This is a genomic window from Microbacterium sp. LBN7 (assembly GCF_045690345.1).
Classification (GTDB): Bacteria; Actinomycetota; Actinomycetes; order Actinomycetales; family Microbacteriaceae; genus Microbacterium.
In genome coordinates this window covers 3,645,207-3,666,763 of the sequence record NZ_CP147856.1, presented here as the reverse complement: position 1 = coordinate 3,666,763, position 21,557 = coordinate 3,645,207, and the positions used below count along the sequence as shown (strand labels likewise).

At 67.7% G+C, this 21,557-nt stretch carries 20 protein-coding genes; 8 read left to right on the top strand and 12 right to left on the bottom strand.

Going from position 1 to position 21,557, the window contains the following annotated elements:
* Positions 1–2: 2 nt before the first annotated feature.
* Positions 3–989, bottom strand: coding sequence for a PHP domain-containing protein (locus LBN7_RS17745; RefSeq protein WP_341945184.1), 987 nt, complete (start codon positions 987–989; stop codon positions 3–5).
* A gap of 1 nt (position 990) precedes the next feature.
* Positions 991–2,061, bottom strand: coding sequence for an anthranilate phosphoribosyltransferase (gene trpD, locus LBN7_RS17740; RefSeq protein WP_407360399.1), 1,071 nt, complete (start codon positions 2,059–2,061; stop codon positions 991–993).
* A 288-nt stretch (positions 2,062–2,349) separates the two neighbouring features.
* Here trpD and LBN7_RS17735 point away from each other — a divergent pair, with 288 nt between their 5' ends.
* From LBN7_RS17735 to LBN7_RS17705, 7 genes are all read left to right on the top strand, one after another.
* Positions 2,350–2,907: a heme-copper oxidase subunit III gene (locus LBN7_RS17735; RefSeq protein WP_341947829.1), complete on the top strand. Its 558-nt coding sequence runs from the start codon at positions 2,350–2,352 to the stop codon at positions 2,905–2,907.
* A gap of 20 nt (positions 2,908–2,927) precedes the next feature.
* Positions 2,928–3,728 (top strand): c-type cytochrome, encoded by an 801-nt coding sequence (locus tag LBN7_RS17730; protein WP_116636847.1) that lies wholly within the window; start codon positions 2,928–2,930, stop codon positions 3,726–3,728.
* Positions 3,729–3,764: 36 nt separating this feature from the next.
* Positions 3,765–4,841 carry a ubiquinol-cytochrome c reductase iron-sulfur subunit gene (locus tag LBN7_RS17725; RefSeq protein ID WP_116636846.1) on the top strand — a complete coding sequence of 359 codons (1,077 nt, stop codon included), beginning with the start codon at positions 3,765–3,767 and terminating at the stop codon, positions 4,839–4,841.
* The gene (locus LBN7_RS17720; RefSeq protein ID WP_116636845.1) at positions 4,838–6,652 is read left to right on the top strand and encodes a cytochrome bc complex cytochrome b subunit; all 1,815 of its coding nucleotides are present in this window, start codon (positions 4,838–4,840) and stop codon (positions 6,650–6,652) included. The genes LBN7_RS17725 and LBN7_RS17720 overlap by 4 nt, the downstream gene beginning before the upstream one ends.
* Positions 6,653–6,733: 81 nt before the next feature.
* Positions 6,734–7,147, top strand: coding sequence for a Rid family hydrolase (locus tag LBN7_RS17715; protein WP_341945183.1), 414 nt, complete (start codon positions 6,734–6,736; stop codon positions 7,145–7,147).
* Positions 7,144–7,656, top strand: a complete 513-nt coding sequence (locus tag LBN7_RS17710; protein WP_407360398.1) for a GNAT family N-acetyltransferase — start codon at positions 7,144–7,146, stop codon at positions 7,654–7,656. The genes LBN7_RS17715 and LBN7_RS17710 overlap by 4 nt, the downstream gene beginning before the upstream one ends.
* 84 nt (positions 7,657–7,740) lie before the next feature.
* Positions 7,741–8,160 (top strand): rhodanese-like domain-containing protein, encoded by a 420-nt coding sequence (locus tag LBN7_RS17705; protein WP_407360397.1) that lies wholly within the window; start codon positions 7,741–7,743, stop codon positions 8,158–8,160.
* Positions 8,161–8,224: 64 nt separating this feature from the next.
* Here LBN7_RS17705 and LBN7_RS17700 read toward each other — a convergent pair whose 3' ends face one another.
* The 5 genes from LBN7_RS17700 to LBN7_RS17680 form a co-directional block, all read right to left on the bottom strand.
* Positions 8,225–8,659 carry a cytochrome c oxidase subunit 4 gene (locus LBN7_RS17700; RefSeq protein ID WP_407360396.1) on the bottom strand — a complete coding sequence of 145 codons (435 nt, stop codon included), beginning with the start codon at positions 8,657–8,659 and terminating at the stop codon, positions 8,225–8,227.
* 3 nt (positions 8,660–8,662) lie between these two features.
* Positions 8,663–10,396 (bottom strand): cytochrome c oxidase subunit I, encoded by a 1,734-nt coding sequence (ctaD, locus tag LBN7_RS17695; protein WP_207770003.1) that lies wholly within the window; start codon positions 10,394–10,396, stop codon positions 8,663–8,665.
* A gap of 3 nt (positions 10,397–10,399) precedes the next feature.
* Entirely contained in the window at positions 10,400–11,296 is an 897-nt protein-coding gene (gene coxB, locus LBN7_RS17690) for a cytochrome c oxidase subunit II (RefSeq protein ID WP_407360395.1), read from the bottom strand.
* 98 nt (positions 11,297–11,394) lie between these two features.
* A complete protein-coding gene (gene erpA, locus LBN7_RS17685; protein ID WP_116636838.1) occupies positions 11,395–11,763 on the bottom strand; it encodes an iron-sulfur cluster insertion protein ErpA in 369 nt (122 codons plus the stop codon).
* Between the two features lie 71 nt (positions 11,764–11,834).
* A complete protein-coding gene (locus tag LBN7_RS17680; RefSeq protein WP_407360394.1) occupies positions 11,835–13,256 on the bottom strand; it encodes a dipeptidase in 1,422 nt (473 codons plus the stop codon).
* A gap of 46 nt (positions 13,257–13,302) precedes the next feature.
* On the opposite strand from LBN7_RS17680, the gene LBN7_RS17675 reads away from it, so the two are divergent.
* Positions 13,303–13,875 (top strand): DUF3043 domain-containing protein, encoded by a 573-nt coding sequence (locus tag LBN7_RS17675; protein WP_116636836.1) that lies wholly within the window; start codon positions 13,303–13,305, stop codon positions 13,873–13,875.
* Here LBN7_RS17675 and LBN7_RS17670 read toward each other — a convergent pair.
* The 5 genes from LBN7_RS17670 to dnaE all read right to left on the bottom strand — a co-directional run bounded on the left by LBN7_RS17670 (position 13,850) and on the right by dnaE (position 21,494).
* On the bottom strand, positions 13,850–14,887 hold the full coding sequence (locus tag LBN7_RS17670; RefSeq protein WP_407360393.1) for a quinone-dependent dihydroorotate dehydrogenase: 1,038 nt from the start codon (positions 14,885–14,887) through the stop codon (positions 13,850–13,852). The genes LBN7_RS17675 and LBN7_RS17670 overlap by 26 nt on opposite strands.
* Positions 14,888–14,897: 10 nt before the next feature.
* Positions 14,898–15,368, bottom strand: a complete 471-nt coding sequence (gene nrdR, locus LBN7_RS17665; protein WP_116636834.1) for a transcriptional regulator NrdR — start codon at positions 15,366–15,368, stop codon at positions 14,898–14,900.
* A 10-nt stretch (positions 15,369–15,378) separates the two neighbouring features.
* Positions 15,379–16,683 carry a histidinol dehydrogenase gene (hisD, locus tag LBN7_RS17660; protein ID WP_407360392.1) on the bottom strand — a complete coding sequence of 435 codons (1,305 nt, stop codon included), beginning with the start codon at positions 16,681–16,683 and terminating at the stop codon, positions 15,379–15,381.
* A 1-nt stretch (position 16,684) separates the two neighbouring features.
* The gene (locus tag LBN7_RS17655; protein WP_407360391.1) at positions 16,685–17,905 is read right to left on the bottom strand and encodes a hypothetical protein; all 1,221 of its coding nucleotides are present in this window, start codon (positions 17,903–17,905) and stop codon (positions 16,685–16,687) included.
* Between the two features lie 70 nt (positions 17,906–17,975).
* Entirely contained in the window at positions 17,976–21,494 is a 3,519-nt protein-coding gene (gene dnaE / locus LBN7_RS17650) for a DNA polymerase III subunit alpha (protein WP_407360390.1), read from the bottom strand.
* Positions 21,495–21,557: the final 63 nt, after the last annotated feature.

Genomic DNA, 21,557 nt, shown 5'->3' with positions numbered 1-21,557 from the left:
CGTCACTCGGCCCAGGACAGCAGTCTCTCGAGGCCCCACGTCGTGACGATGCGCGACGCGGGGACCCCGGCGCGCTCGGCCCTCTCGGCACCGTGATCGAGAAGCGACAGCTGCCCCGGCGCGTGGGCATCGGAGTCGATCGAGAACAGGCATCCGGCTTCCAGTGCGATCGCGATCAGCTCGTCCGGCGGATCCTGCCGCTCGGGCCGGGAGTTGATCTCCACCGCGACGCCGTTCTCCGCACAGGCGGCGAACACCGCGGCGGCGTCGAACTCCGACTGCGGACGCGTCCCCCGGTCGCCCTGCACCAGGCGGCCCGTGCAGTGCCCGAGCACGTTGACCCTCGGGTGCGACACCGCCGCGATCATCCGCGCCGTCATCGGCCGCCGATCCATGCGCAGTTTGGAATGCACCGAGGCCACGACGATGTCGAGCTCCGCGAGAAGCGAGTCCTCCTGGTCCAGCCCACCGTCCTCGAGGATGTCGACCTCGATCCCGGCGAGCAGCGTGAAGCCGTCTCCGGACTCCGCTCTCACCAGCGGCATCTGCTCACGAAGTCGCTCGGCAGACAGCCCACGCGCCACGCGCAACCGCGGCGAATGATCGGTGATCGCCTGATACTCGTGCCCCTGCGCCCGCGCGGCCGCCGCCATCACCGGGATCGAGGTCGTGCCGTCGGACCAGTCCGTGTGGGCGTGCAGATCTCCTCGCAGCTTCGCGCGCAGCTCGGAGACGATCTCCGGCTCGACATCGCCGCGCAGCTCCACGAGATAGTCCGGCACCTGGCCCGACTGCGCCTGTCGGATGACCGCGAAGGTGGATTCGCCGATACCGCGAGCTGCTCGGAGCCGGGTCGGATCCGCCTGGACGTCGTCCGGCAGGTCCTGCAGGGTCTGCGCCGCCTGGCGGAACGCCTTGGCCCGATACCGCGACGCCCGCTCGCGCTCCAGCAGAGAGGCGATCTCGAGCAGTGCGTCGACGGGATCCATGTCAGCTCTCGGCGGCAGCCAGTTCGCGGCTCACGCCGATCCACTGATCGAGCTTCGCCAGGGCGCGGCCATCGTCCACGGCCGCGGTCGCCCGCTCGTACCCTTCGCGGAGCCGCTCGAGGATCGGGCGCTGCACCTGCGTCGCGTCCTGCGAGAGCTCGAACGCCACGATGCCGGCCGCCGCGTTGAGCAGGACGATGTCCCGCACCGCCCCGGTCTCGCCCGCGAGCGTGCGGCGGAGCACCTCGGCATTGTGCTGCGGCGACCCGCCGATCAGATCTGCGAGATCGGCCAGCGGGATGCCGAGATCACGGGGATCGAGGTCGTGCTCGTGGATATCTCCGCGCGTGACCTCCCAGATCCGGCTGTGCCCGGTGGTGGTGAGCTCGTCGAGCCCGTCGTCGCCCCGGAACACGAGCGCGGTCGCGCCACGGGTACGGAAGACGCCGGTGATCAGGGGGACGCGTTCGATCTGCGCGACGCCGACCGCGTTCGCCTCGGCGCGCGCGGGGTTGCAGAGCGGGCCGAGCATGTTGAACACGGTCGGCACGCCGAGTTCGGCGCGCACCGGACCCGCGTGCTTGAAGCCGGGGTGGAACGCTCCCGCCCACGCGAACGTGATGCCGGTGCGGTCGAGGATGGATGCCACGGCCGCAGGGTCGAGCGAGAGCTCCAGCCCGAGCGCCCCGAGGACGTCGGAGGAACCGGATGCCGAGCTCGCGGCCCGATTGCCATGCTTGACGACGGGGACACCCGTGGCGCCGATGACGATCGCGGCCGTCGTCGACACGTTCACGGTGCCGACGCGGTCGCCGCCCGTGCCGACGATGTCGAGCACGTTCGGTGAGACGGGGAGCGGAACCGCGGCCTCGAGGATCGCATCGCGGAAGCCGACGATCTCATCGATCGTCTCGCCCTTCGCGCGCAGCGCGATGAGGAACCCGGCGAGCTGAGCCTCCGTCACGCTCCCCTGCATGATCTGCCGCATCGCCCACGTGGACTCCCAGACCGTGAGGTCGCGGCGCTCCAACAGAGAGGTGAGCACATCGGACCAGGTCAGGGAATCAGCCATGTGTGCGATCCTATCGGCGCCGAGAAAACGTGCAGACGGTTCCGGGCGCGCACCCATCGCGTGGGTATCCGCCGTTTCCCGCGTATTCACCGGGTATTCGCAGTGTTTTCTTAGGGTCCCCTAAGTCCCTGAAGGGCAAAACGAGGCCCTCCGGTGCGAGAATCACCCCCGAGGATCGGCCATAATGGAAGGGTGACGACCTCAGCGACGTATGCCCCGGCGGCGAGAACGATCAAGCGGCCCAACCCGGTAGCTGTCGGCACCATTGTGTGGCTCGGCAGCGAGGTGATGTTCTTCGCGGGACTCTTCGCGATCTACTTCACTCTCCGCAGCACCTCCCCCGAGCTCTGGGCCGAGCGCAGCGACCTGCTGAACGTCCCCTTCGCCGCAGTGAACACCGCGATCCTCGTGCTCTCCTCGTTCACCTGCCAGATGGGTGTGTTCGCGGCCGAGGACCTGCAGCCCTACAAGCTCGACAAGGGACAGAAGAACGGCGCCGGTCGTCGTCGACTGTTCGGCTGGGGCATGGTCGAGTGGTTCTTCCTCACCTTCGCTCTCGGCGCGATCTTCGTCTCGGGCCAGGTGTGGGAGTACGCGCAGCTCGTCGCTGAAGGCATGCCGATCAACGCCGACTCGTACGCTTCCGCGTTCTACCTGACGACCGGCTTCCACGCCCTGCACGTCACCGGCGGACTCGTCGCGTTCCTGCTCGTGATCGGCCGTGCGTACGCCGTCAAGAACTTCCGGCACAAGGAGGCGACCTCCTCGATCGTGGTGTCCTACTACTGGCACTTCGTCGACGTCGTCTGGATCGTGCTGTTCCTCGTTATCTACTTCCTGAAATAAGAGCGGAGCTGATCCCCGAGATGGCACGAGAGAAGAAGCGCCGTTCTGGCGGTCGTCGCAGCCCTTTGGCGGCGGCCGCGCTCATCGGAGCAGGCCTCATGATCACCGGCGCCGTGTACGCCGGCGCGTCAGCCGCGTTCGCGGCGACCGATACGCCGACGGCGGCGACGCAGCTGACCGTCGAGGACGGCGAGAAGCTGTTCACGGCGAACTGCGCCACCTGCCACGGACTCGACCTCCAGGGCACCGCGAACGGACCGAGCCTCTACGGCGTCGGCGAGCTCGCGGCAGAGTTCCAGCTCTCCACCGGCCGCATGCCACTGCAGATGCAGGGACCGCAGGCGCCGCAGAAGGAGCCGCAGTTCACCGAGGACCAGATCCTCGCGATGGCGTCGTACATCCAGTCGGTCGCCCCCGGCCCCACCTACCCCAGCGAGCACACGCTCGACGGCAAGGGTGACGTCGCCAACGGCGCCGAACTCTTCCGCGTGAACTGCGCGATGTGCCACAACGTCTCGGCTGCCGGCGGTGCCCTCACCGAGGGCAAGTACGCTCCGGCGCTGACCGAGACCAGCGCGCTGCACATGTACGCCGCGATGGTCACCGGACCGCAGAACATGCCGGTCTTCGGCGACATGAACCTGTCCGACGAGGACAAGCGCGACATCATCTCGGCGCTGCTCTTCCAGCAGCAGGCCGTGCCGGTCGGCGGCTTCTCGCTCGGCAACCTCGGACCGGTCTCCGAGGGTCTCTTCGTGTGGATCTTCGGTATCGGCGCGCTCGTCGCCGTCACCGTGTGGATCACGGCGAAGTCCAACTGACGCTTATTCATCGAAGAGGAACGTACGAGGAGCACCATGGCACACGACGACGACTCGCAGGCTCTTGACAGGGCCTACCAGCCCTCTCCGGGGCTGGGTGTCGCAGTCAGCGATCCCGTGCAGAACCCGGGACTGCCGCCGCACCGCGAGCGGATGACCGACAAGGACCCGCGCGCCGAGAAGAACGCGGCCCGCACGGTCTACACCCTGTTCTACCTCTCGCTCGCAGGCAGCATCTGGGCGGTCGCCGCCTACATGCTGTTCCCGATCGAGAGCGGCGCGCTCATCGACATCCGGCAGAACAACCTCTTCATCGGACTCGGCATCGCTCTCGCGCTGCTGGCCCTCGGCATCGGTGCGATCCACTGGTCCAAGGCGCTCATGTCCGACAAGGAGCACATCGAGTACCGCCACCCCACGCGGGGCAAGGACTCGACTCGCGAAGCGGCCATCAAGGCGTTCTCCGACGCGAACGAGGAGTCCGGTTTCGGGCGCCGCTCCATGATCCGCAACTCGCTGTTCGCCGCGGTCGTCGCCTCCATCATCCCCGGCGTCACGCTCTTCCGCGGACTGGCTCCGCACTCCACGCCGGACGACCCCACCGCGGGCGACCCGGTGGCGCTGCTCAAGCACACGATGTGGGAAGAGGGCTCGCGCCTCGTCCGTGACCCCGACGGCACGCCGATCCGGGCCGCCGACGTGACCCTCGGCTCCGCATTCCACGTGATCCCCGAGGAGCTCGCAGAGCTCAGCCACCACGACGGCTACCTCGAGGAGAAGGCCAAGGCGATCGTCCTGATGATGCGCCTCCGCCCCGAGCAGCTCATCGAGGCCGAGGACCGCAAGGACTGGTCCTACGACGGCATCGTCGCCTATTCCAAGGTCTGCACGCACGTCGGATGCCCTGTGGCACTGTACGAGCAGCAGACGCACCACCTGCTGTGCCCGTGCCACCAGTCGCAGTTCGACGTCACGGACCACGCAAAGGTCATCTTCGGCCCGGCGGCCCGCCCGCTGCCGCAGCTGCCCATCACCGTCGATGACGAGGGCTACCTGGTCGCACGCAGCGACTTCACGGAACCCGTCGGCCCGAGCTTCTGGGAGCGCCATTGAGCACCGCAACGCTGTCCAAGGACGACAAGGACACGAAGGCGCCCCTCGGCGGCCGCTTCGTGGGAGCCGCGTCGAACTACATCGATGAGCGCACCAGCCTCTCGGGCTTCGTCAAGGAGCTCGGTCGCAAGATCTTCCCCGACCACTGGTCGTTCATGCTCGGTGAGATCGCGCTGTGGAGCTTCGTGGTCGTGTTCCTCTCCGGAACCTTCCTGACGTTCTTCTTCCAGGCTTCGATGGTCGAGACCCACTACACCGGCGCATACGCCCCGATGCGTGGCATCGAGATGTCTGCGGCCCTCGAGTCGTCGCTGCACATCTCGTTCGACCTGCGCGGTGGCCTCCTGGTCCGCCAGATCCACCACTGGGCTGCGCTCGTGTTCATCGCCGGCATCGGTGTGCACATGCTCCGCATCTTCTTCACGGGTGCGTTCCGCAAGCCGCGCGAGCTCAACTGGGTCATCGGCTTCGTGCTGTTCATCCTGGCGCTGGCCGAGGGCTTCACGGGCTACTCGCTCCCCGACGACCTGCTGTCGGGCAACGGCCTCCGCATCATCGACGGCATGGTCAAGGGCATCCCGCTGATCGGCACCTGGACGTCGTTCATCGTGTTCGGCGGCGAGTTCCCCGGCACCGACATCGTCGGCCGCCTGTACACGCTGCACATCCTGCTGCTGCCGCTGCTCGTGATCGGGCTGATCGTGGTGCACCTGATGCTCATGATCGTGAACAAGCACACGCAGTTCGCCGGCCCCGGTCGCACGAACGAGAACGTCGTCGGCTACCCGATGATGCCGGTCTACATGTCGAAGATGGGCGGATACCTGTTCATCGTGTTCGGTACGATCGTGCTGATCGCGACGTTCTTCCAGATCAACCCGATCTGGGCGTACGGTCCCTACGACCCGTCCCCCGTCTCGGCTGGAACGCAGCCGGACTGGTACATCGGGTTCGCCGACGGCGCCCTCCGACTCGCACCGTCGAACCTCGACCTCGTGCTCTTCGATCGGACCTGGTCGTTCGGCATCCTGCTCCCGGTCGCGGTCCTGGGTCTGTTCATCGTCGTCGTGGCGATCTACCCGTTCCTCGAGGCGTGGCTGACGGGCGACAAGCGCGAGCACCACATCGCTCAGCGTCCCCGCAACGCGGCGACCCGCACCGCCATCGGCGTCGCCGGCGTCATCTTCTACGCCGTGCTGTGGGCTGCGGCCTCGTCCGACCTCATCGCGACGCACTTCATGCTCACGATGGAAGGGGTCATCCACACCCTCCAGGCGCTGCTCTTCGTCGGCCCTGTCCTCGGCTACTTCGTCACCAAGCGCATCTGCATCGCGCTGCAGAAGAAGGACCGCGAGATCGTGCTGCACGGCTACGAGTCCGGACGCATCGTCCGCCTCCCCGGCGGCGAGTTCATCGAGGTGCACCAGCCGGTCGACGAGTACGACCGCTGGAAGCTCATCGACGTCGACGGCTACGAGCCGCTGGTCGTCCGTCCGAACGCCAAGGGCCGCATCCCCTGGACCGAGAACCTCCGTTCGTCGATCTCGCGGTGGTTCTTCGAAGACCGTCTCGCCCCGCTCACGCAGGCAGAGGTCGACGAGGCGGACTCGCACCAGCACCACGTCACGGCTCACAACGAGGAGACCGAGGCAGCCGAGATCCAGGGCGCTCATGAGCGTGCGGGAGCACCGGATGCACCGCTCGTCGCCAGCGAGACGCACGTCGAGGAGACGGCGAACACACCCAGCACCGTGATCGCCACGGAGCCGGTGAAGAAGCCGCGCAAGAAGAAGTCGGAGGAGGGCGAGTAGTCGCCACTCCCCCATCGATGAAGGCCTCGTCCGATCCGGACGGGGCCTTCATCGTTCTCGCCGCTGTGAAAGGATCGACGAGTGTCCTCCGTCGTACAGCTGATCCGTGCCGCCTCTCTCGCCGACGCCCCCTATGCCTACGCGGCCACCGCGCCGGCCGGCTCTCGCTTCATCTTCCTCGCCGGCTCCTGCCCTCTGAACGAAGACGGTACGACCGCCGCGCCCGGCGACTACGCCGCGCAGGCTGCGAAGTGCGTGCAGACCCTGACCGAGGCGCTGAAAGCCGCCGGTGCTGGCCTCACGGATGTCATCAGCACACGCGTGCTCGTGGCGTCGTCTGATCAGGCCGATCTCGTCGACGCCTGGGATGTCGTGCATGCCGCATTCGGTGAGCACGATGTTCCGAGCACGCTGCTCGGAGTGACGGTGCTCGGCTACCGCGACCAGCTGGTGGAGATCGAGGCCGTCGCCGCTGTCCGAGGCGAGCAGCCGTGACGACGTCGGTGCGCCACAGTCGGCCGGCGGACGCCGCAACGATCTCGGAGATCGAAGCCGCCGCCGATACCCTCCTCATCCAACGCTTCGACGCGGCCGACTGGCCTCCTCCGGCCACGGACGCAGAGCGGTCGGCTCTTTCCGGCTTCCTCCTCGTCGCGGAGGTCGTGGAGGATGCCGCGCCTCCCGTCGCCGTCGGCTTCGTGCACGTCCTCGAGATCGACGGGCACGCGCACCTGGAGCAGCTCTCCGTACACCCGGCACACGGACGACGCGGAATCGGCCGGCGACTCGTGCGCGCAGCGCTGGACGAAGCTCGGGAGCGCGGCCACGAGCGCGTGACTCTGCGCACCTATGCCGACGTCCCGTGGAACGCTCCGTTCTACGCGTCCTGCGGCTTCGTGGAGAGCGAGCCCGACTCCGCGTTCCACCGGCGGCTGATCGCCACGGAGGAAGCCCTGCAGCTCTCCGCGCATGGCCGACGCGTGCAGATGACCATCGCGTTCTGATCGCCCCGGAGCGTGGCGCGATTCCGGCGTCAGCCGGCGGTAATGCGCTGCTGCGTGGCGCCACCGCCCGCCTAGGCTGAGTGCATGATCGATCGCGCCGACTTCTTCGCAGCCAAGCTCTCCTACGAGACCGACGCCAGTGATGTGCATGCCGCCCTCAAGGCCGGAGACGAACTCGTCGTGATCGACGTGCGCTCCGACGAGGCCTGGGCGCAGGGGCGCGTCGCGGGCGCAGTGCACATGCACTACGGCGAGATCGCCACGAGAGCTCCGAAGGAGATCCCCGAGGATGCCGAGGTCGTCGTGTACTGCTGGAGCCCGGGCTGCAACGCCGGCGCGAAAGGCGCCCTCGAGTTCGCGAAGCTCGGCTATCGCGTCCGCGAGATGATCGGCGGCTTCGAGTACTGGGTGCGCGAGGGCTATCCCGTAGAGGATGCCGACGGCGTGCACCACCGCCCCGTCGATCCACTCACCGGTGTCGCTCGCATCCGCACCCGCGCCTGACCGTCCACCGCTCGACGCACGAAGAAGGCCCCCGGAGCGATCCGGGGGCCTTCTTGGATGTGTGTCAGCGTGCGAAGTGCCCGCGGTAGTACTCGTACACCCAGCCGACGATCGCGACCACGAAGATCGCGAGTCCGATCGGGAGCAGGAAATGTCCGACGGCGAGCCCGACGACGAAGACGCCGGCGGAAGCCGCGAGCACGATCGGCCACCACGACCACGGGCTGAACTCGCCGAGCTCAGGATCGCCGTCGTCGATGTCTGCCGTCAGGATGTCCTCCGGAAGCTCACCGCCCTGGGCGCTGTGCGTACGGTCGAGGTAGAACGCGATCATCGCGCCCATGAAGGCGGCGAAGAACAGCGCGACCGTGCCGACCCACTCGATCCGGAGCGCGAAGTTGTCAGCCGGTGTGGCCAGGATATGCCAGCCCGTGTAGACGACACCGACGAGGGCGAAGAACGCGGTCAGGATCCACCAGAGAATGACGTTGTCGCGCATGACTTAGTGGGCCTCTCGCTCGCCGGGCGCGGTGGTCGCGAACTCGGCTGCCTCGGGGTGGTTCAGGTCGAAGGCCGGACGCTCGCTGCGGATGCGCGGGATCGACGTGAAGTTGTGACGCGGCGGCGGGCAGGACGTCGCCCACTCGAGCGAAGCGCCATATCCCCACGGGTCGTTGACCGTGACCTTCGGCGCCTTGCGCGCCGTGATCCAGACGTTCAGGAAGAACGGCAACATCGAAGCGCCGAGGATGATCGCACCGATCGTCGAGACCTGGTTCTGCCAGGTCCATCCGTCGGCCGCCGAGTAGTCCGCGTAGCGACGCACCATGCCGTCGACACCCAGCCAGTGCTGGATGAGGAAGGTCATGTGGAAGCCGATGAACAGCATCCAGAAGTGCACGTAGCCGAGACGCTCGTTCAGCATCCGCCCGGTCCACTTGGGCCACCAGAAGTAGAAGCCGGCGAACATGGCGAACACCACGGTGCCGAACACGACGTAGTGGAAGTGCGCGACGACGAAGTACGAGTCCGAGAGCGCGAAGTCCAGCGGCGGCGCCGCGAGGATGACACCGGTCAGTCCGCCGAAGACGAACGAGACGAGGAAGCCGAGCGCGAAGACCATCGGCGTCTCGAAGGTCACGGAGCCCCGCCACAGCGTGCCGATCCAGTTGAAGATCTTCACACCCGTCGGTACTGCGATGAGCATCGTCATCAGGGCGAAGAACGGCAGCAGCACGGATCCCGTGACGTACATGTGGTGCGCCCACACGGCGACGGAGAGGGCTGCGATGGCGATCGTCGCGTAGACGAGCGTCTTGTACCCGAAGATCGGCTTGCGGCTGAACACCGGGAAGATCTCCGACACGATGCCGAAGAACGGCAGCGCGATGATGTACACCTCAGGGTGCCCGAAGAACCAGAACAGGTGCTGCCAGAGCAAGACGCCGCCGTTGGCCGGGTCGTAGATGTGCGCGCCCAGGATGCGGTCCGCGGCTGCCGCGAAGATCGCCGCAGCGAGCACCGGGAAGGCCATCAGGACGAGGAGGCTCGTGATGAGCGTGTTCCACGAGAAGATCGGCATGCGCCACATCGTCATGCCGGGGGCACGCATCGTGATGATCGTGGTGATGAAGTTCACGGCACCGAGGATGGTTCCGAAACCGGAGATCCCGAGTCCGACCATCCAGAGGTTTCCACCGGCGCCGGGCGTGAACGACGCTCCGGCGAGCGGCTGATAGGCGAACCAGCCGAAGGATGCCGCGCCCTGCGGGGTGAGGAAGCCGGCGACCGCGATCGTGGAGCCGAACAGGAACAGCCAGAACGCGAAGGCGTTCAGACGCGGGAACGCGACGTCGGGGGCACCGAGCTGCAGCGGCAGGATCGCGTTCGCGAAGCCCGCGAACAGCGGGGTCGCGAACATGAGCAGCATGATCGTGCCGTGCATCGTGAAGAGCTGGTTGTACTGCTCCTTCGTCGGGATGATCTGCATTCCCGGAGCGAACAGCTCGGCGCGGATGACGAGGGCCATCACACCGCCGAGGAGGAAGAACAGCACCGACGCGATCAGGTACATGTACCCGATGGTCTTGTGGTCGGTGGAGGTGATCCACTTGACGACGATGTTGCCCTTCTGCTCCACGCGCGAGGAGCTCATCAGAGCGGCCTGGCGGGCGGGCAGAGCGGTGGGTCGAGAGCGAGGGGCCTCATCGGTACGGGGGGCTTCAGTGGTCGACATGGCTTACTCCTCTCCTTCCTCGGAGTCGTTCTTCGGCGTGGTTCCGGGGAGGTTCGAGAGACGGTCGTACTCGTCCGTGATGTCTCCCGTGTTGCCCTTCTCCTTGAGCGACTCGAGGTAGGCGTCGTACTCGTCCTGCTCGACGACCTTCACGTTGAAGAGCATCATCGAGTGGTACTCGCCGCAGAGCTCGGCGCACTTGCCGGCGTACTCGCCGACACGCGTCGGGATGAAGGACCAGGAGTTGTCCGCCCCGATGAACATGTCCTTCTTGTAGAGAAAGTCGATGATCCAGAACGAGTGGATGACGTCGCGCGACCGCAGGTCGATCGTGACCTTCTTGTCGACCGGCAGCACCAGCGTGGGCAGCTGCGCCTGGTCGATGTTGCCCTCGGCGTCGGGCTGGGCCTGGATGCCCATCGTCCAGACGGTGTCGTCGTCGGACTCGGCGTCGTACTGGAAGTCCCACGCCCACTGCTTGGCGATCGCGGTGATCTCGACGTCGGGGTCGTCCCACTTCGCCTCGATCTCCGTCTGATCGCGGGCCGTGAAGAAGAACATTCCCAGCACCAGGATGAGCGGCACGATCGTGTAGAAGATCTCGATCGGCATGTTGTAGCGCATCTGCACCGGCAGGCCGGTCTGGCCCTTGCGGCGGCGGTACGCGATCGCGGCCCAGGCCATCAGGCCCCAGGTGATGATGCCGACGGCGAGCAGGACGATCCAGGAGTTCACCCAGAGGGAGGAGACCCGCTCGGTCTGGTTGGTGGCCGCAGGCTCACCCTCGATGAAGCCGGGGAGGTAGCCGTTCAACTCGGTGGTGGTACATCCCGCCAGGACCACGGCTGCCGCCACTCCCAAGGGGAGAGCGACCCAACGAAGGCGGTGTTTCGAGGGCACGATGCACCTTTCAGATTGCGGACAGGGCACACCCCAAGTCTAGGGCAACCTCACACCTGATTCATGCCAACCACGCAGGTTGGCGGGGGTCGTTCGGATCAGTGGAAGCTGTCGCCGCACGCGCAGCTGCCCGCCGCGTTGGGGTTGTCGATCGTGAATCCCTGCTCGGAGATCGTGTCCTTGAAATCGATCGATGCACCGTCGAGATACGGGACGCTCATGTTGTCCACGATGACCTCGACGCCGTCGAAGTCGACGGTCTCGTCGCCCTCGAGGTAGCGCTCGTCGAAGTAGAGCTGGTAGATCAGACCCGAGCATCCGCCGGGCTGCACGGCGACGCGCAGACGCAGGTCGTCGCGACCCTCCTGCTCGAGGAGGTTCTTGACCTTGACCGCGGCGGCGTCGGTGAGGCTGATGCCGTGCGCGCGGGTGGTGGTCTCAGCGGAAGTCAGTGTGGTGTCGCTCATGTCGCTCCTTGTCACGGGGCCGCAGGGGCACGGCGTTCCCGGTAATTCTACCGCCGGTCGGACCGGAAGGCTCAGAGGTCGCGCGCGTTCATCCGCGCGAGCAGCAGCGCCTCGGTCGCGACGGCATGCCGGAACGTGTCGAGGTGCAGGGACTCGTTCGGGCTGTGTGCCCGCGAGTGGGGGTCCTCGACCCCCGTGACCAGGATCTGCGCGGTCGGGAACTCCCGCACCAGGTCGGCGATGAACGGGATCGATCCGCCGACGCCGAGGTCGACCGGAGGGACGCCGTAGCCGTCCCGCATCGCGTCGCGCGTGAGGGCGACGGCCCATCCGCTGGTGTCCACCAGGAACCCGTTGCCGAGATCGACGTCAGAGAACTCGAGCTCCGCTCCGAACGGCGCGTGGGCGCGCAGGTGACGCTCGAGCGCCGCGTAGGCCTCCTCCCCCGTCTGCCCGGGGGCGACGCGTGCGCTGATCACGACAGTGACCTCGGGGAGCAGCGTGTTGGACGCCGCCGCGACGCTCGTGGCATCGATGCCGATGATCGTGACCGACGGCTTGTTCCAGATGCGGCTGAGGATCGTGCCGTTCCCGATCGGCGTCGTGCCGGGGAGCAGCCCCGCCTCGTCGCGGAGCGTCTCCTCGCTGTAGTCGGGCGTCGGCGCATCGCGCTCGGTCATCCCCTCGACGGCGACGGAGCCGTCGTCTTTCCACAGCGTCGACAGCATCCGGACGGTCGTCATCATCGCATCGGGCGCTGCGCCGCCGAACATCCCGGAGTGCGATGCGTGGTCGAGCGTGCGCACGCGCACCGTGAAGCGGGCGTTGCCGCGCAGCGAGACAGTGAGTCCCGGGGTGACGGAGTCCCAGTTCCCCGAGTCGGCGACGACGATGGCGTCGGCGCGCAGCGCGTCCTTGTTGTCGGAGAGGAACTGCGCGAAGGAGCGGGAGCCGTACTCCTCCTCCCCCTCGATGAACATCGCGATGCCCAGGTCGAGATCGTCACCCAGCACCTCGCTGACCGCCCGGATCGACGCGATGTGCGCCATGATCCCCGCCTTGTCGTCCGCGGCGCCGCGTCCGTAGAGACGACCGTCGCGCACCGTCGGCTCGAACGGCGGGGTCTCCCACAGCGCATCGTCTCCCGGAGGCTGCACATCGTGGTGCGCGTAGAGCAGGATCGTGGGCTTGCCGTTGCGCGCCGCGCGCGTGGCCAGCACGGCGGGCTGCCCGTGCTCGTCGGTGCCGGGGATCGCCGCCCGCAGCACGCGCACCTCGTCGAAGACGCCCGTGTCCTTCGCCAGGGCTGCCACGGCATCCGCACTGCGCTCCAGCTGCGTCTGGTCGAAGGCCGGCCATGCCATCCCGGGGATGCGGACCAGGTGTCCCAGATCCGACAGGGCCGACGGGATGCCCATCGCGACCGCTTCGAGGACGGCCGCCTCGGATTCGCTGGGCGGTGTCGACGGAGCGGGATGAGCAGAAGAGGTCATGCGAGTAATCTTAAGGTGATCTCTTTTCAGCGAACCGAGGAATCTCGTGGCCACTACCCCTGTCTCCCCTTCGACGAACGACGACGCCTCCGAGACGCCAGCCGTCGGCAAGGGTCGTGCGACGCCGACCCGCGCGGAGCAGGAGGCGGCCCGTCGCCGTCCCCTGGTCGCCAACACCAAGGAGGCCAAGGCCGCCGCCCGCGCCGAGCTCAACGAGCGTCGCGCACGCGCCCAGGCGGGCATGGCCGCGGGTGAGGAGAAGTTCCTCCCGGCGCGCGACAAGGGTCCGCAGCGCCGCTGGGTGCGGGACTACGTGGATGCCGGCTGGCACCCCGCCGAGTTCGTCATGGCGGTCATGGTGCTCGTCATCCTCGCGTCTCTCATCCCCGCCAACCTCGCGATCTCCTTCTACGCCTACATCGTGATGATGGGCTACCTGGTGATCGCGATCGGCGGCATGATCCTGCTCGGCTTCCGGGTGAAGCGCAAGGTCGCGGCGAAGTTCGGCGCCGAGCGGATGGAGCGCGGTCTCGGATGGTACGCCGCGATGCGCGCCCTGCAGATGCGCTTCATGCGTCTGCCGAAGCCGCAGGTCAAGCGCGGACAGTACCCCGACTGACCAATCCCCTGTTGAGCTCGCGGCCCCAGAACGGGCCGCGGTAGAGGAACGCCGTGTAGCCCTGCACCAGGGTCGCTCCGGCATCCAGTCGCTCCTGGACATCGGAGGGCGTCTCGACGCCGCCGACGGCGATGACGCAGAAGTCGGCGGGGACGGAGCCGCGCACGACGCGGAGCACCTCGAGCGAGCGCTGCTTGAGAGGTGCCCCCGAGAGACCACCCGCGCCCGCGGCCTCGACGGTCGCGTCATCCGTGAGCAGTCCGTCGCGGCTGATCGTCGTGTTGTGCGCGATGATGCCGGCGAGCCCCTCCTCGACGGCCATCCGCGAGATCGCGGCGATCTCCTCATCAGGGAGGTCGGGCGCGATCTTCACGAGCAGCGGCGTGGAGCCGGATGCCTCGCGCACCGCACGGAGCAGGGGCGCGAGGGTCTCGACGGCCTGCAGACCGCGCAGACCCGGGGTGTTCGGGGACGACACGTTGACGGCCAGGTAGTCGGCGAGCGGGGCCAGCCTCGTGGCGGAGGCGACGTAGTCGGCGGTCGCGTCCTCGACCTCGACGACCCGGCTCTTGCCGATGTTGACGCCGATCACCGTATCGGGCGCGCCGCGGCGGAGCTTCGCGAGACGGCGTGCAACGGCATCCGCCCCCTGGTTGTTGAAGCCCATCCGGTTGATCACGGCGCGATCCGCGATGAGGCGGAAGAGTCGCGGCTTGGGGTTCCCGTCCTGCGGGATCGCCGTCACGGTGCCCACCTCGACGTGCCCGAAGCCGAGCGCTGCGAGACCGCGCACGCCGACGGCGTTCTTGTCGAAGCCCGCCGCGATGCCGAAGGGCGACGGGAAGGTCAGCCCGAGAGCTTCGACGCGGAGCGACGGATCGGGGCGGGTCATCGCGCGGGTCGCCGCGGAGAACGGCGGCGTCCCGAGGACGCGGATCACCGCCATGCCGGCGTGATGGGCGAACTCGGGATCGAAGCGCGAGAGGACAGCGCGGAAGAGCAGCGGATACATCCCTGCCAGATTACCGGTCCGCGCGCTCCTGCTCCGCGTGGTCGGCGCGCAGATCGGTGATCGCGGATTCGAAGTCCTCGAGGGAGTCGAACGCCTGGTAGACGCTGGCGAAGCGCAGGAAGGCGACCTCGTCGAGCTCGCGCAGCGGTCCGAGGATCGCGAGGCCGATCTCGTTCGTGTCCAGCTGCGACACACCGGTCTGCCGGACCGCCTCCTCCACGCGCTGCGCGAGGACCGCGAGGTCCGCCTCGGTGACGGGGCGGCCCTGGCAGGCCTTGCGCACGCCCGAGATGACCTTCTCGCGGCTGAACGGCTCCATGACGCCGGAGCGCTTGATCACGTTGAGACTCGCGGTCTCGGTGGTCGTGAAACGGCCTCCGCACTCCGGGCACTGACGGCGCCGTCGGATGGAGAGCCCGTCGTCGCTGGTACGCGAATCGATGACGCGCGAATCGGAGTGACGGCAGAAGGGGCAGTGCATCTGACCGATCCTACGCCGTGAAGCGCGCCTCGATCGCCTCGCCGTGCGCGGGCAGGACCTCGGCGTTCGCCAGGGCGACGACGCCCTCCCGCACGGAGGCGAGTGCCGCCCGGTCATAGGAGATGACCTGCTGCGGACGCAGGAACGTGTACGCGCCGAGGCCGGGAGCGTAGCGCGCCTGTCCCCCGGTGGGCAGCACGTGGTTGCTGCCGGCCATGTAGTCGCCCAGGCTGACCGGCGTCTGATCTCCGACGAAGACCGCGCCCGCGCTGGTGAAGGCGGATGCCGCGTCCTCGGCGTCGGCGAGGTGGAGCTCGAGGTGCTCGGGGGCGTACGCGTTGCTGAACGCGGTCGCCATGGCCCGGTCGTCGACGAGCACGATCGCGGACTGGGGACCGTCGAGCGCGACACGCACCCGTTCGCTGTGGCGCGTCGCGGCGGCCTGCCGGTCGATCTCGACCGCGACCTGCTCGGCGAGCTCGACCGCGTCGGTGACCAGCACGGCGGATGCCTGCTCGTCGTGCTCGGCCTGGCTGATCAGGTCGGCGGCGACGAGCCGCGGGTCGGCGCTCTCGTCGGCGACGATGAGGATCTCGGTGGCACCGGCCTCGGAATCCGTGCCGACCACGCCCGCGACCGCCCGCTTGGCGGAGGCCACGAAGTTGTTGCCCGGGCCGGAGACCACGTCGACCGGGTCGAGCCCGATCGACGGGACGCCCCATGCGAGCGCGCCGATCGCTCCGGCGCCGCCCATCGCGTAGACCTCGCTGACACCGAGCAGTGCGGCCGCGGCGAGGATCGTCGGGTGGATGCGACCGTCGTGGTCGGCCTGCGGCGGTGAGGCGAGGGCGATCTGCTGCACGCCGGCGATCTGCGCGGGAACGACGTTCATGATCACGCTCGACGGGTACACCGCCTTGCCGCCCGGGATGTAGACGCCGGCGCGCGCGACCGGCTGCCAGCGCTGCAGGATCCGGGCGCCGGGGCCGATCTCGGTGACCTGCGGGGCGGGCACCTGCGCTGCGGAGCCCTGGCGCACCCGGATGATCGCCTCCTCGAGCGCCGCACGCACGGTCGGATCGACCGATGCGAGCGCCGCGGTGATCTGGTCGGCGGGAACCCGGATGGCGTGACCCGTCACCCGGTCGAACTGCTCCGCCTGCTCCCGCAGGGCGGCCTCGCCGCGGTCGCGCACGTTGACGACGATGCGCGTGGCCGCGTCGAGCGCTTCCGCGCGCGCCTGCGTGGCGCGCGGGACGGCGGCGAGCATGTCAGCCGGCGAGAGCTCGCGCCCTCGCAGATCGATCGTTCGCATGTCAGCCCTTCGTGATGTCGGAGATCTCGTGGAGGTAGCCGATCCGGCCGTCGTCATGGCGGATGACGTACGCGCCTCCACGATCTTCGATCACCAGCGCCCAGGCGGTCGGCCCGATGCGGAACAGCGGTTCGCCGCGCTCGTCGTGCACATCGCGCTCCGAGGGCGCGAGGATCCAGAACGGCTGCGCGACGGGAGCGGACTCACGCGGGTTGGTCGCGTCGAGGTCGGCGTCGACGATGTCGTCGCTCTCGACGTAGGGTTCCTCGCCCTCCACGCGCGCCGCGGTCTCGAGCAGCGATTCGATGCTGCCGGTGTCCGAGACGATCTCCTGCTCCTGGCCGCGGGACCGTCGGGAGTACGTGGGGACGTACTCGTCATCCGAGGTGACCTGCTCGGTACCGGTGTCACCGCCCGAGGCGTGGGCCACGAGCGGCACCTGCGCCGCGAGGTCGAGGCGCGCGACCTCGTCGGTCGCCTGCTGCCCGGAGAGCTCCCGGTCGAAGTCGGCCGGGAACGCGGTGGTCTCGGTGAAGTCTGCGTTGTTCTCGGGCGCCGGGGCATCCGCTTCCGGACCAGCCACGGCCTCCGGAGCGTCAACCGTCTCGGGAGCGGCCACCGTCTCGGGAGCGGCGACGACCTCGGGGCGCGGACGCGCGATGACCGGGCGGACCGGGTTGGCGTTGCGGTGCGCCAGGGTCACGAGGCGACCGTGGAAGTCCTCCTTCAGCCCGGGGATGATCGGGGCGAAGACCGTGAGGACGACGAGGGCGAGCGAGGTCACCAGCAGCAGGATCCCGTTCCACGGGAGGCTCCAGAAGCCTCCCTCGATCAGGGTGGAGACCGCGAGCCACAGCGTCCCGACCCACACGGTCGCCGACACCGAGAACGCGACGGAGGCGAACTGATCGATGCCCAGCGAGCCGACGCGACGGATGCCGTCCGGCGAGAAGCGCCGGAGCACGAGGAGGAACACGGCGGCGGTGGGCACGCCGATCGGCAGGATCCACTGGACGCCGACGCCCCAGAGCGACAGCCCGCCGCCCAGAGGGAAGAAGGAGACGACGAAGGACACCAGCCACACGCCCACGATCAGGAGCTCGCGCAGCGTGAAGCCGAGGATGCCGAACTCCGGCGTGACGTCCTCGTCGTAGAGGACGCCGTCGTCGTCGGTGAAGGTCTCGTCCTCGATCTCCGACTGCTCGGGCAGATCCGTGCTCATGGTCGTCCTTTCGTCACGGTGCTCGTCCGGGGCGCGTTGATCGCCCCCGACGGCTCACGATCCTACCCGCTCACCCCAGACAGGCGGGGCCGAGCAGCGACTTGAGGTCACCGAAGAGGTCGGCGGAGACCTTGACCGGCATCGGCACCTCGAAGACCTTCGCGCTTCCGCCGCGGTGCACCCGCAGCAGGACCTCTGTGTCGCCGTTGTGCCGACGCAGGATCTCGGCGAGCTCGTTCATGACGCGTTCGGTCGCGCGCTGCTCGGCGAGCACGAGCGACAGCGGACCGGCCGCATCGAACGAGCCGACGTCAGGCGCGAACGCGGACTGGGCATGGAGGTTCAGCCCGTCGTCGCGACGCGACACGCGCCCGCGCACGGCCAGGATCGAGTCCTGCTGCAGGATGTGCTGGAACTCGATGTACGTCTTGCCCATGAACATCACGGTGACCTCGCCGTTGAAGTCCTCGACGGTGATCATGCCGTAGGGGTTGCCGCTGGCCTTGGCGACACGATGCTGCACGCCGGTCACCAGCCCCGCGACGGTGACCTGGTCTCCGTCCTGCATGTCCTCGGAATTGTTCAGGTCATGGATCGAGATCGACGCGTGCTTGGCGAGGGGCACCTCGAGACCGGCGAGCGGATGATCGGACACATAGAGACCGAGCATCTCGCGCTCGAACGCGAGCTTGTCCTTCTTGATCCACTCCGGCCGCGCGGGGACCTTGGCCGGCGCCACCTCTTCGGTGCCGTCGTAGAGGCTGTCGAAGTCGAATCCGATCGCGCCCTGCGCCTCGTTCCGCTTGCGATCGACGGCGGCCTCGACCGCGTCTTCGTGCACCTCCATGAGGGCGCGTCGCGAGTCGCCCATCGAGTCGAAGGCCCCGGCCTTGATCAGGGACTCGACGGTGCGCTTGTTCGAGACGTGCAGCGGGACCTTGTCGAGGAAGTGGTGGAACGAGTCGAAGCGCTCGTCCTTGCGGGACTGCACGATGCCGTCGACGACGTTGCTGCCGACGTTGCGGACGGCGCCGAGACCGAAGCGGATGTCGTCTCCGATGGCCGCGAAGAAGTTGATGGACTCCGAGACGTCGGGCGGGAGCACCTTGATCCCCATGCGGCGGCACTCGTTCAGGTAGAGCGCCATCTTGTCCTTGGAGTCACCGACGCTGGTGAGGAGCGCGGCCATGTACTCGGCGGGGTAGTGCGCCTTGAGGTACGCGGTCCAGTACGAGACGACGCCGTAGGCCGCCGAGTGCGCTTTGTTGAACGCGTAGTCGGAGAACGGCAGCAGGATCTCCCAGAGCGCGTTGACGGCCCCGTCGGAGTAGCCGTTCGCGTGCATTCCGGCCTGGAAGCCCTCGAACTGCTTGTCCAGCTCGGATTTCTTCTTCTTGCCCATCGCGCGACGGAGGATGTCGGCCTGACCGAGCGAGAACCCGGCCACGCGCTGCGCGATGGCCATGACCTGCTCCTGATAGATGATCAGACCGTAGGACTCCTCGAGGATGTCGGCGAGCGACTCGGTGAACTCGGGGTGGATCGGCGTGATCGGCTGGGCGCCGTTCTTGCGGAGCGCGTAGTTCGTGTGGGAGTTCGCGCCCATGGGGCCCGGACGGTAGAGCGCGATGAGGGCCGAGATGTCGCCGAAGTTGTCGGGCTTCATCAGGCGCATCAGCGAGCGCATCGGCCCGCCGTCGAGCTGGAAGACGCCGAGCGACTCACCGCGGCCCAGAAGGTCGTAGGCGCCGCGGTCGTCGAGGGGAAGATGCTCGAGATCGAGTTCCTCGCCGCGGTTCATGCGGATGTTGTCGAGCGCGTCGGAGATGATCGTGAGGTTGCGCAGCCCCAGGAAGTCCATCTTGATCAGGCCGAGGGACTCGCAGGACGGGTAGTCGAACTGCGTGACGATCTGGCCGTCCTGCTCGCGGCGCATGATCGGGATGATGTCGAGCAGCGGCTCGGACGACATGATGACGCCGGCCGCGTGCACGCCCCACTGGCGCTTCAGTCCCTCCAGCCCGAGCGCGCGGTCGAACACCGTCTTCGCCTCGGGGTCGGTCTCGATGAGGACCCGGAACTCGCTGGCTTCCTTGTAGCGCGGGTGCGCCGAGTCGAACATGCCGTCGAGAGGCATGTCCTTTCCCATGACGGGCGGCGGCATCGCCTTCGTCAGACGCTCTCCCATGCTGAACGGGAAGCCGAGCACGCGCCCGGCATCCTTCAGCGCCTGCTTGGACTTGATGGTGCCGTACGTGACGATCTGCGCGACGCGCTCGGAACCGTACTTCTGGGTCACGTACTCGATGACCTCGCCACGGCGCCGGTCATCGAAGTCGACGTCGAAGTCGGGCATCGAGACGCGGTCGGGGTTGAGGAAGCGCTCGAAGATGAGGCCGTGCTCGAGCGGGTCGAGGTCGGTGATCCGCATGGCGTAGGCGACCATCGAGCCGGCACCGGAACCACGACCGGGACCGACGCGGATGCCGTTGTCCTTGGCCCAGTTGATGAAGTCGGCGACGACGAGGAAGTAGCCGGGGAACCCCATCTGCAGGATGATGCCGGTCTCGTACTCGGCCTGCTTGCGCACCTTGTCGGGGATGCCGTTGGGATACCGGTAGTGGAGGCCGACCTCGACCTCTTTGATGAGCCAGCTGTCTTCGGTCTCGCCGTCGGGGACGGGGAAACGCGGCATGTAGTTCGCCGCGGTGTTGAACTCGACCTCGCAGCGCTCGGCGATCAGCAGCGTGTTGTCGCACGCCTCGGGGTGGTCGCGGAACAGCTGGCGCATCTCGGCGGCGGTCTTGATGTAGTAGCCGTCGCCGTCGAACTTGAAGCGGTTCGGGTCGTCGAGCGTCGAGCCGGACTGGACGCAGAGCAGCGCCTCGTGCGCGTCGGCCTCGTGCTGGTGGGTGTAGTGCGAGTCGTTGGTGCCGACCAGCGGGATGTTCAGGTCCTTCGCCAGACGCAGGAGATCGGTCATCACGCGCCGCTCGATGGAGAGGCCGTGGTCCATGATCTCGGCGAAGTAGTTCTCCTTGCCGAAGAGGTCCTGGAATTCCGCTGCCGCCGCGCGCGCGGCGTCGTACTGACCGAGACGCAGGCGCGTCTGGATCTCGCCGGAGGGGCAGCCGGTCGTCGCGATCAGGCCCTTGGAATAGGTCTGGAGAAGCTCACGGTCCATGCGCGGCTTGAAGTAGTAGCCCTCCATGCTCGAGCGGGAGCTGAGCCGGAAGAGGTTGTGCATGCCCTCGGTCGTCTCGCTCCACATCGTCATGTGGGTGTACGCACCGGAACCGGAGACGTCGTCGCTCTTCTGATCGGGCGAGCCCCACTGCACGCGCGACTTGTCGCTGCGATGCGTTCCCGGGGTCACATAGGCCTCGAGCCCGATGATCGGCTTGACGCCTGCGGCGTTCGCCGCCTTGTAGAACTCGAACGCGGCGAAGGTGTTGCCGTGATCGGTCACCGCGATGGCCGGCATGCCGTAATCGGCGGCCGCCTGGGTCATCGCCGCGATCTTCGCCGCACCGTCGAGCATCGAGTATTCGCTGTGCACATGGAGGTGGGCGAAGGAGTCGGATGCCATGCCTTCGAGTCTACTTTCGGCATCCGACGTCGGACGCCGAAGAGCCCCGGCACCGAGATAGGT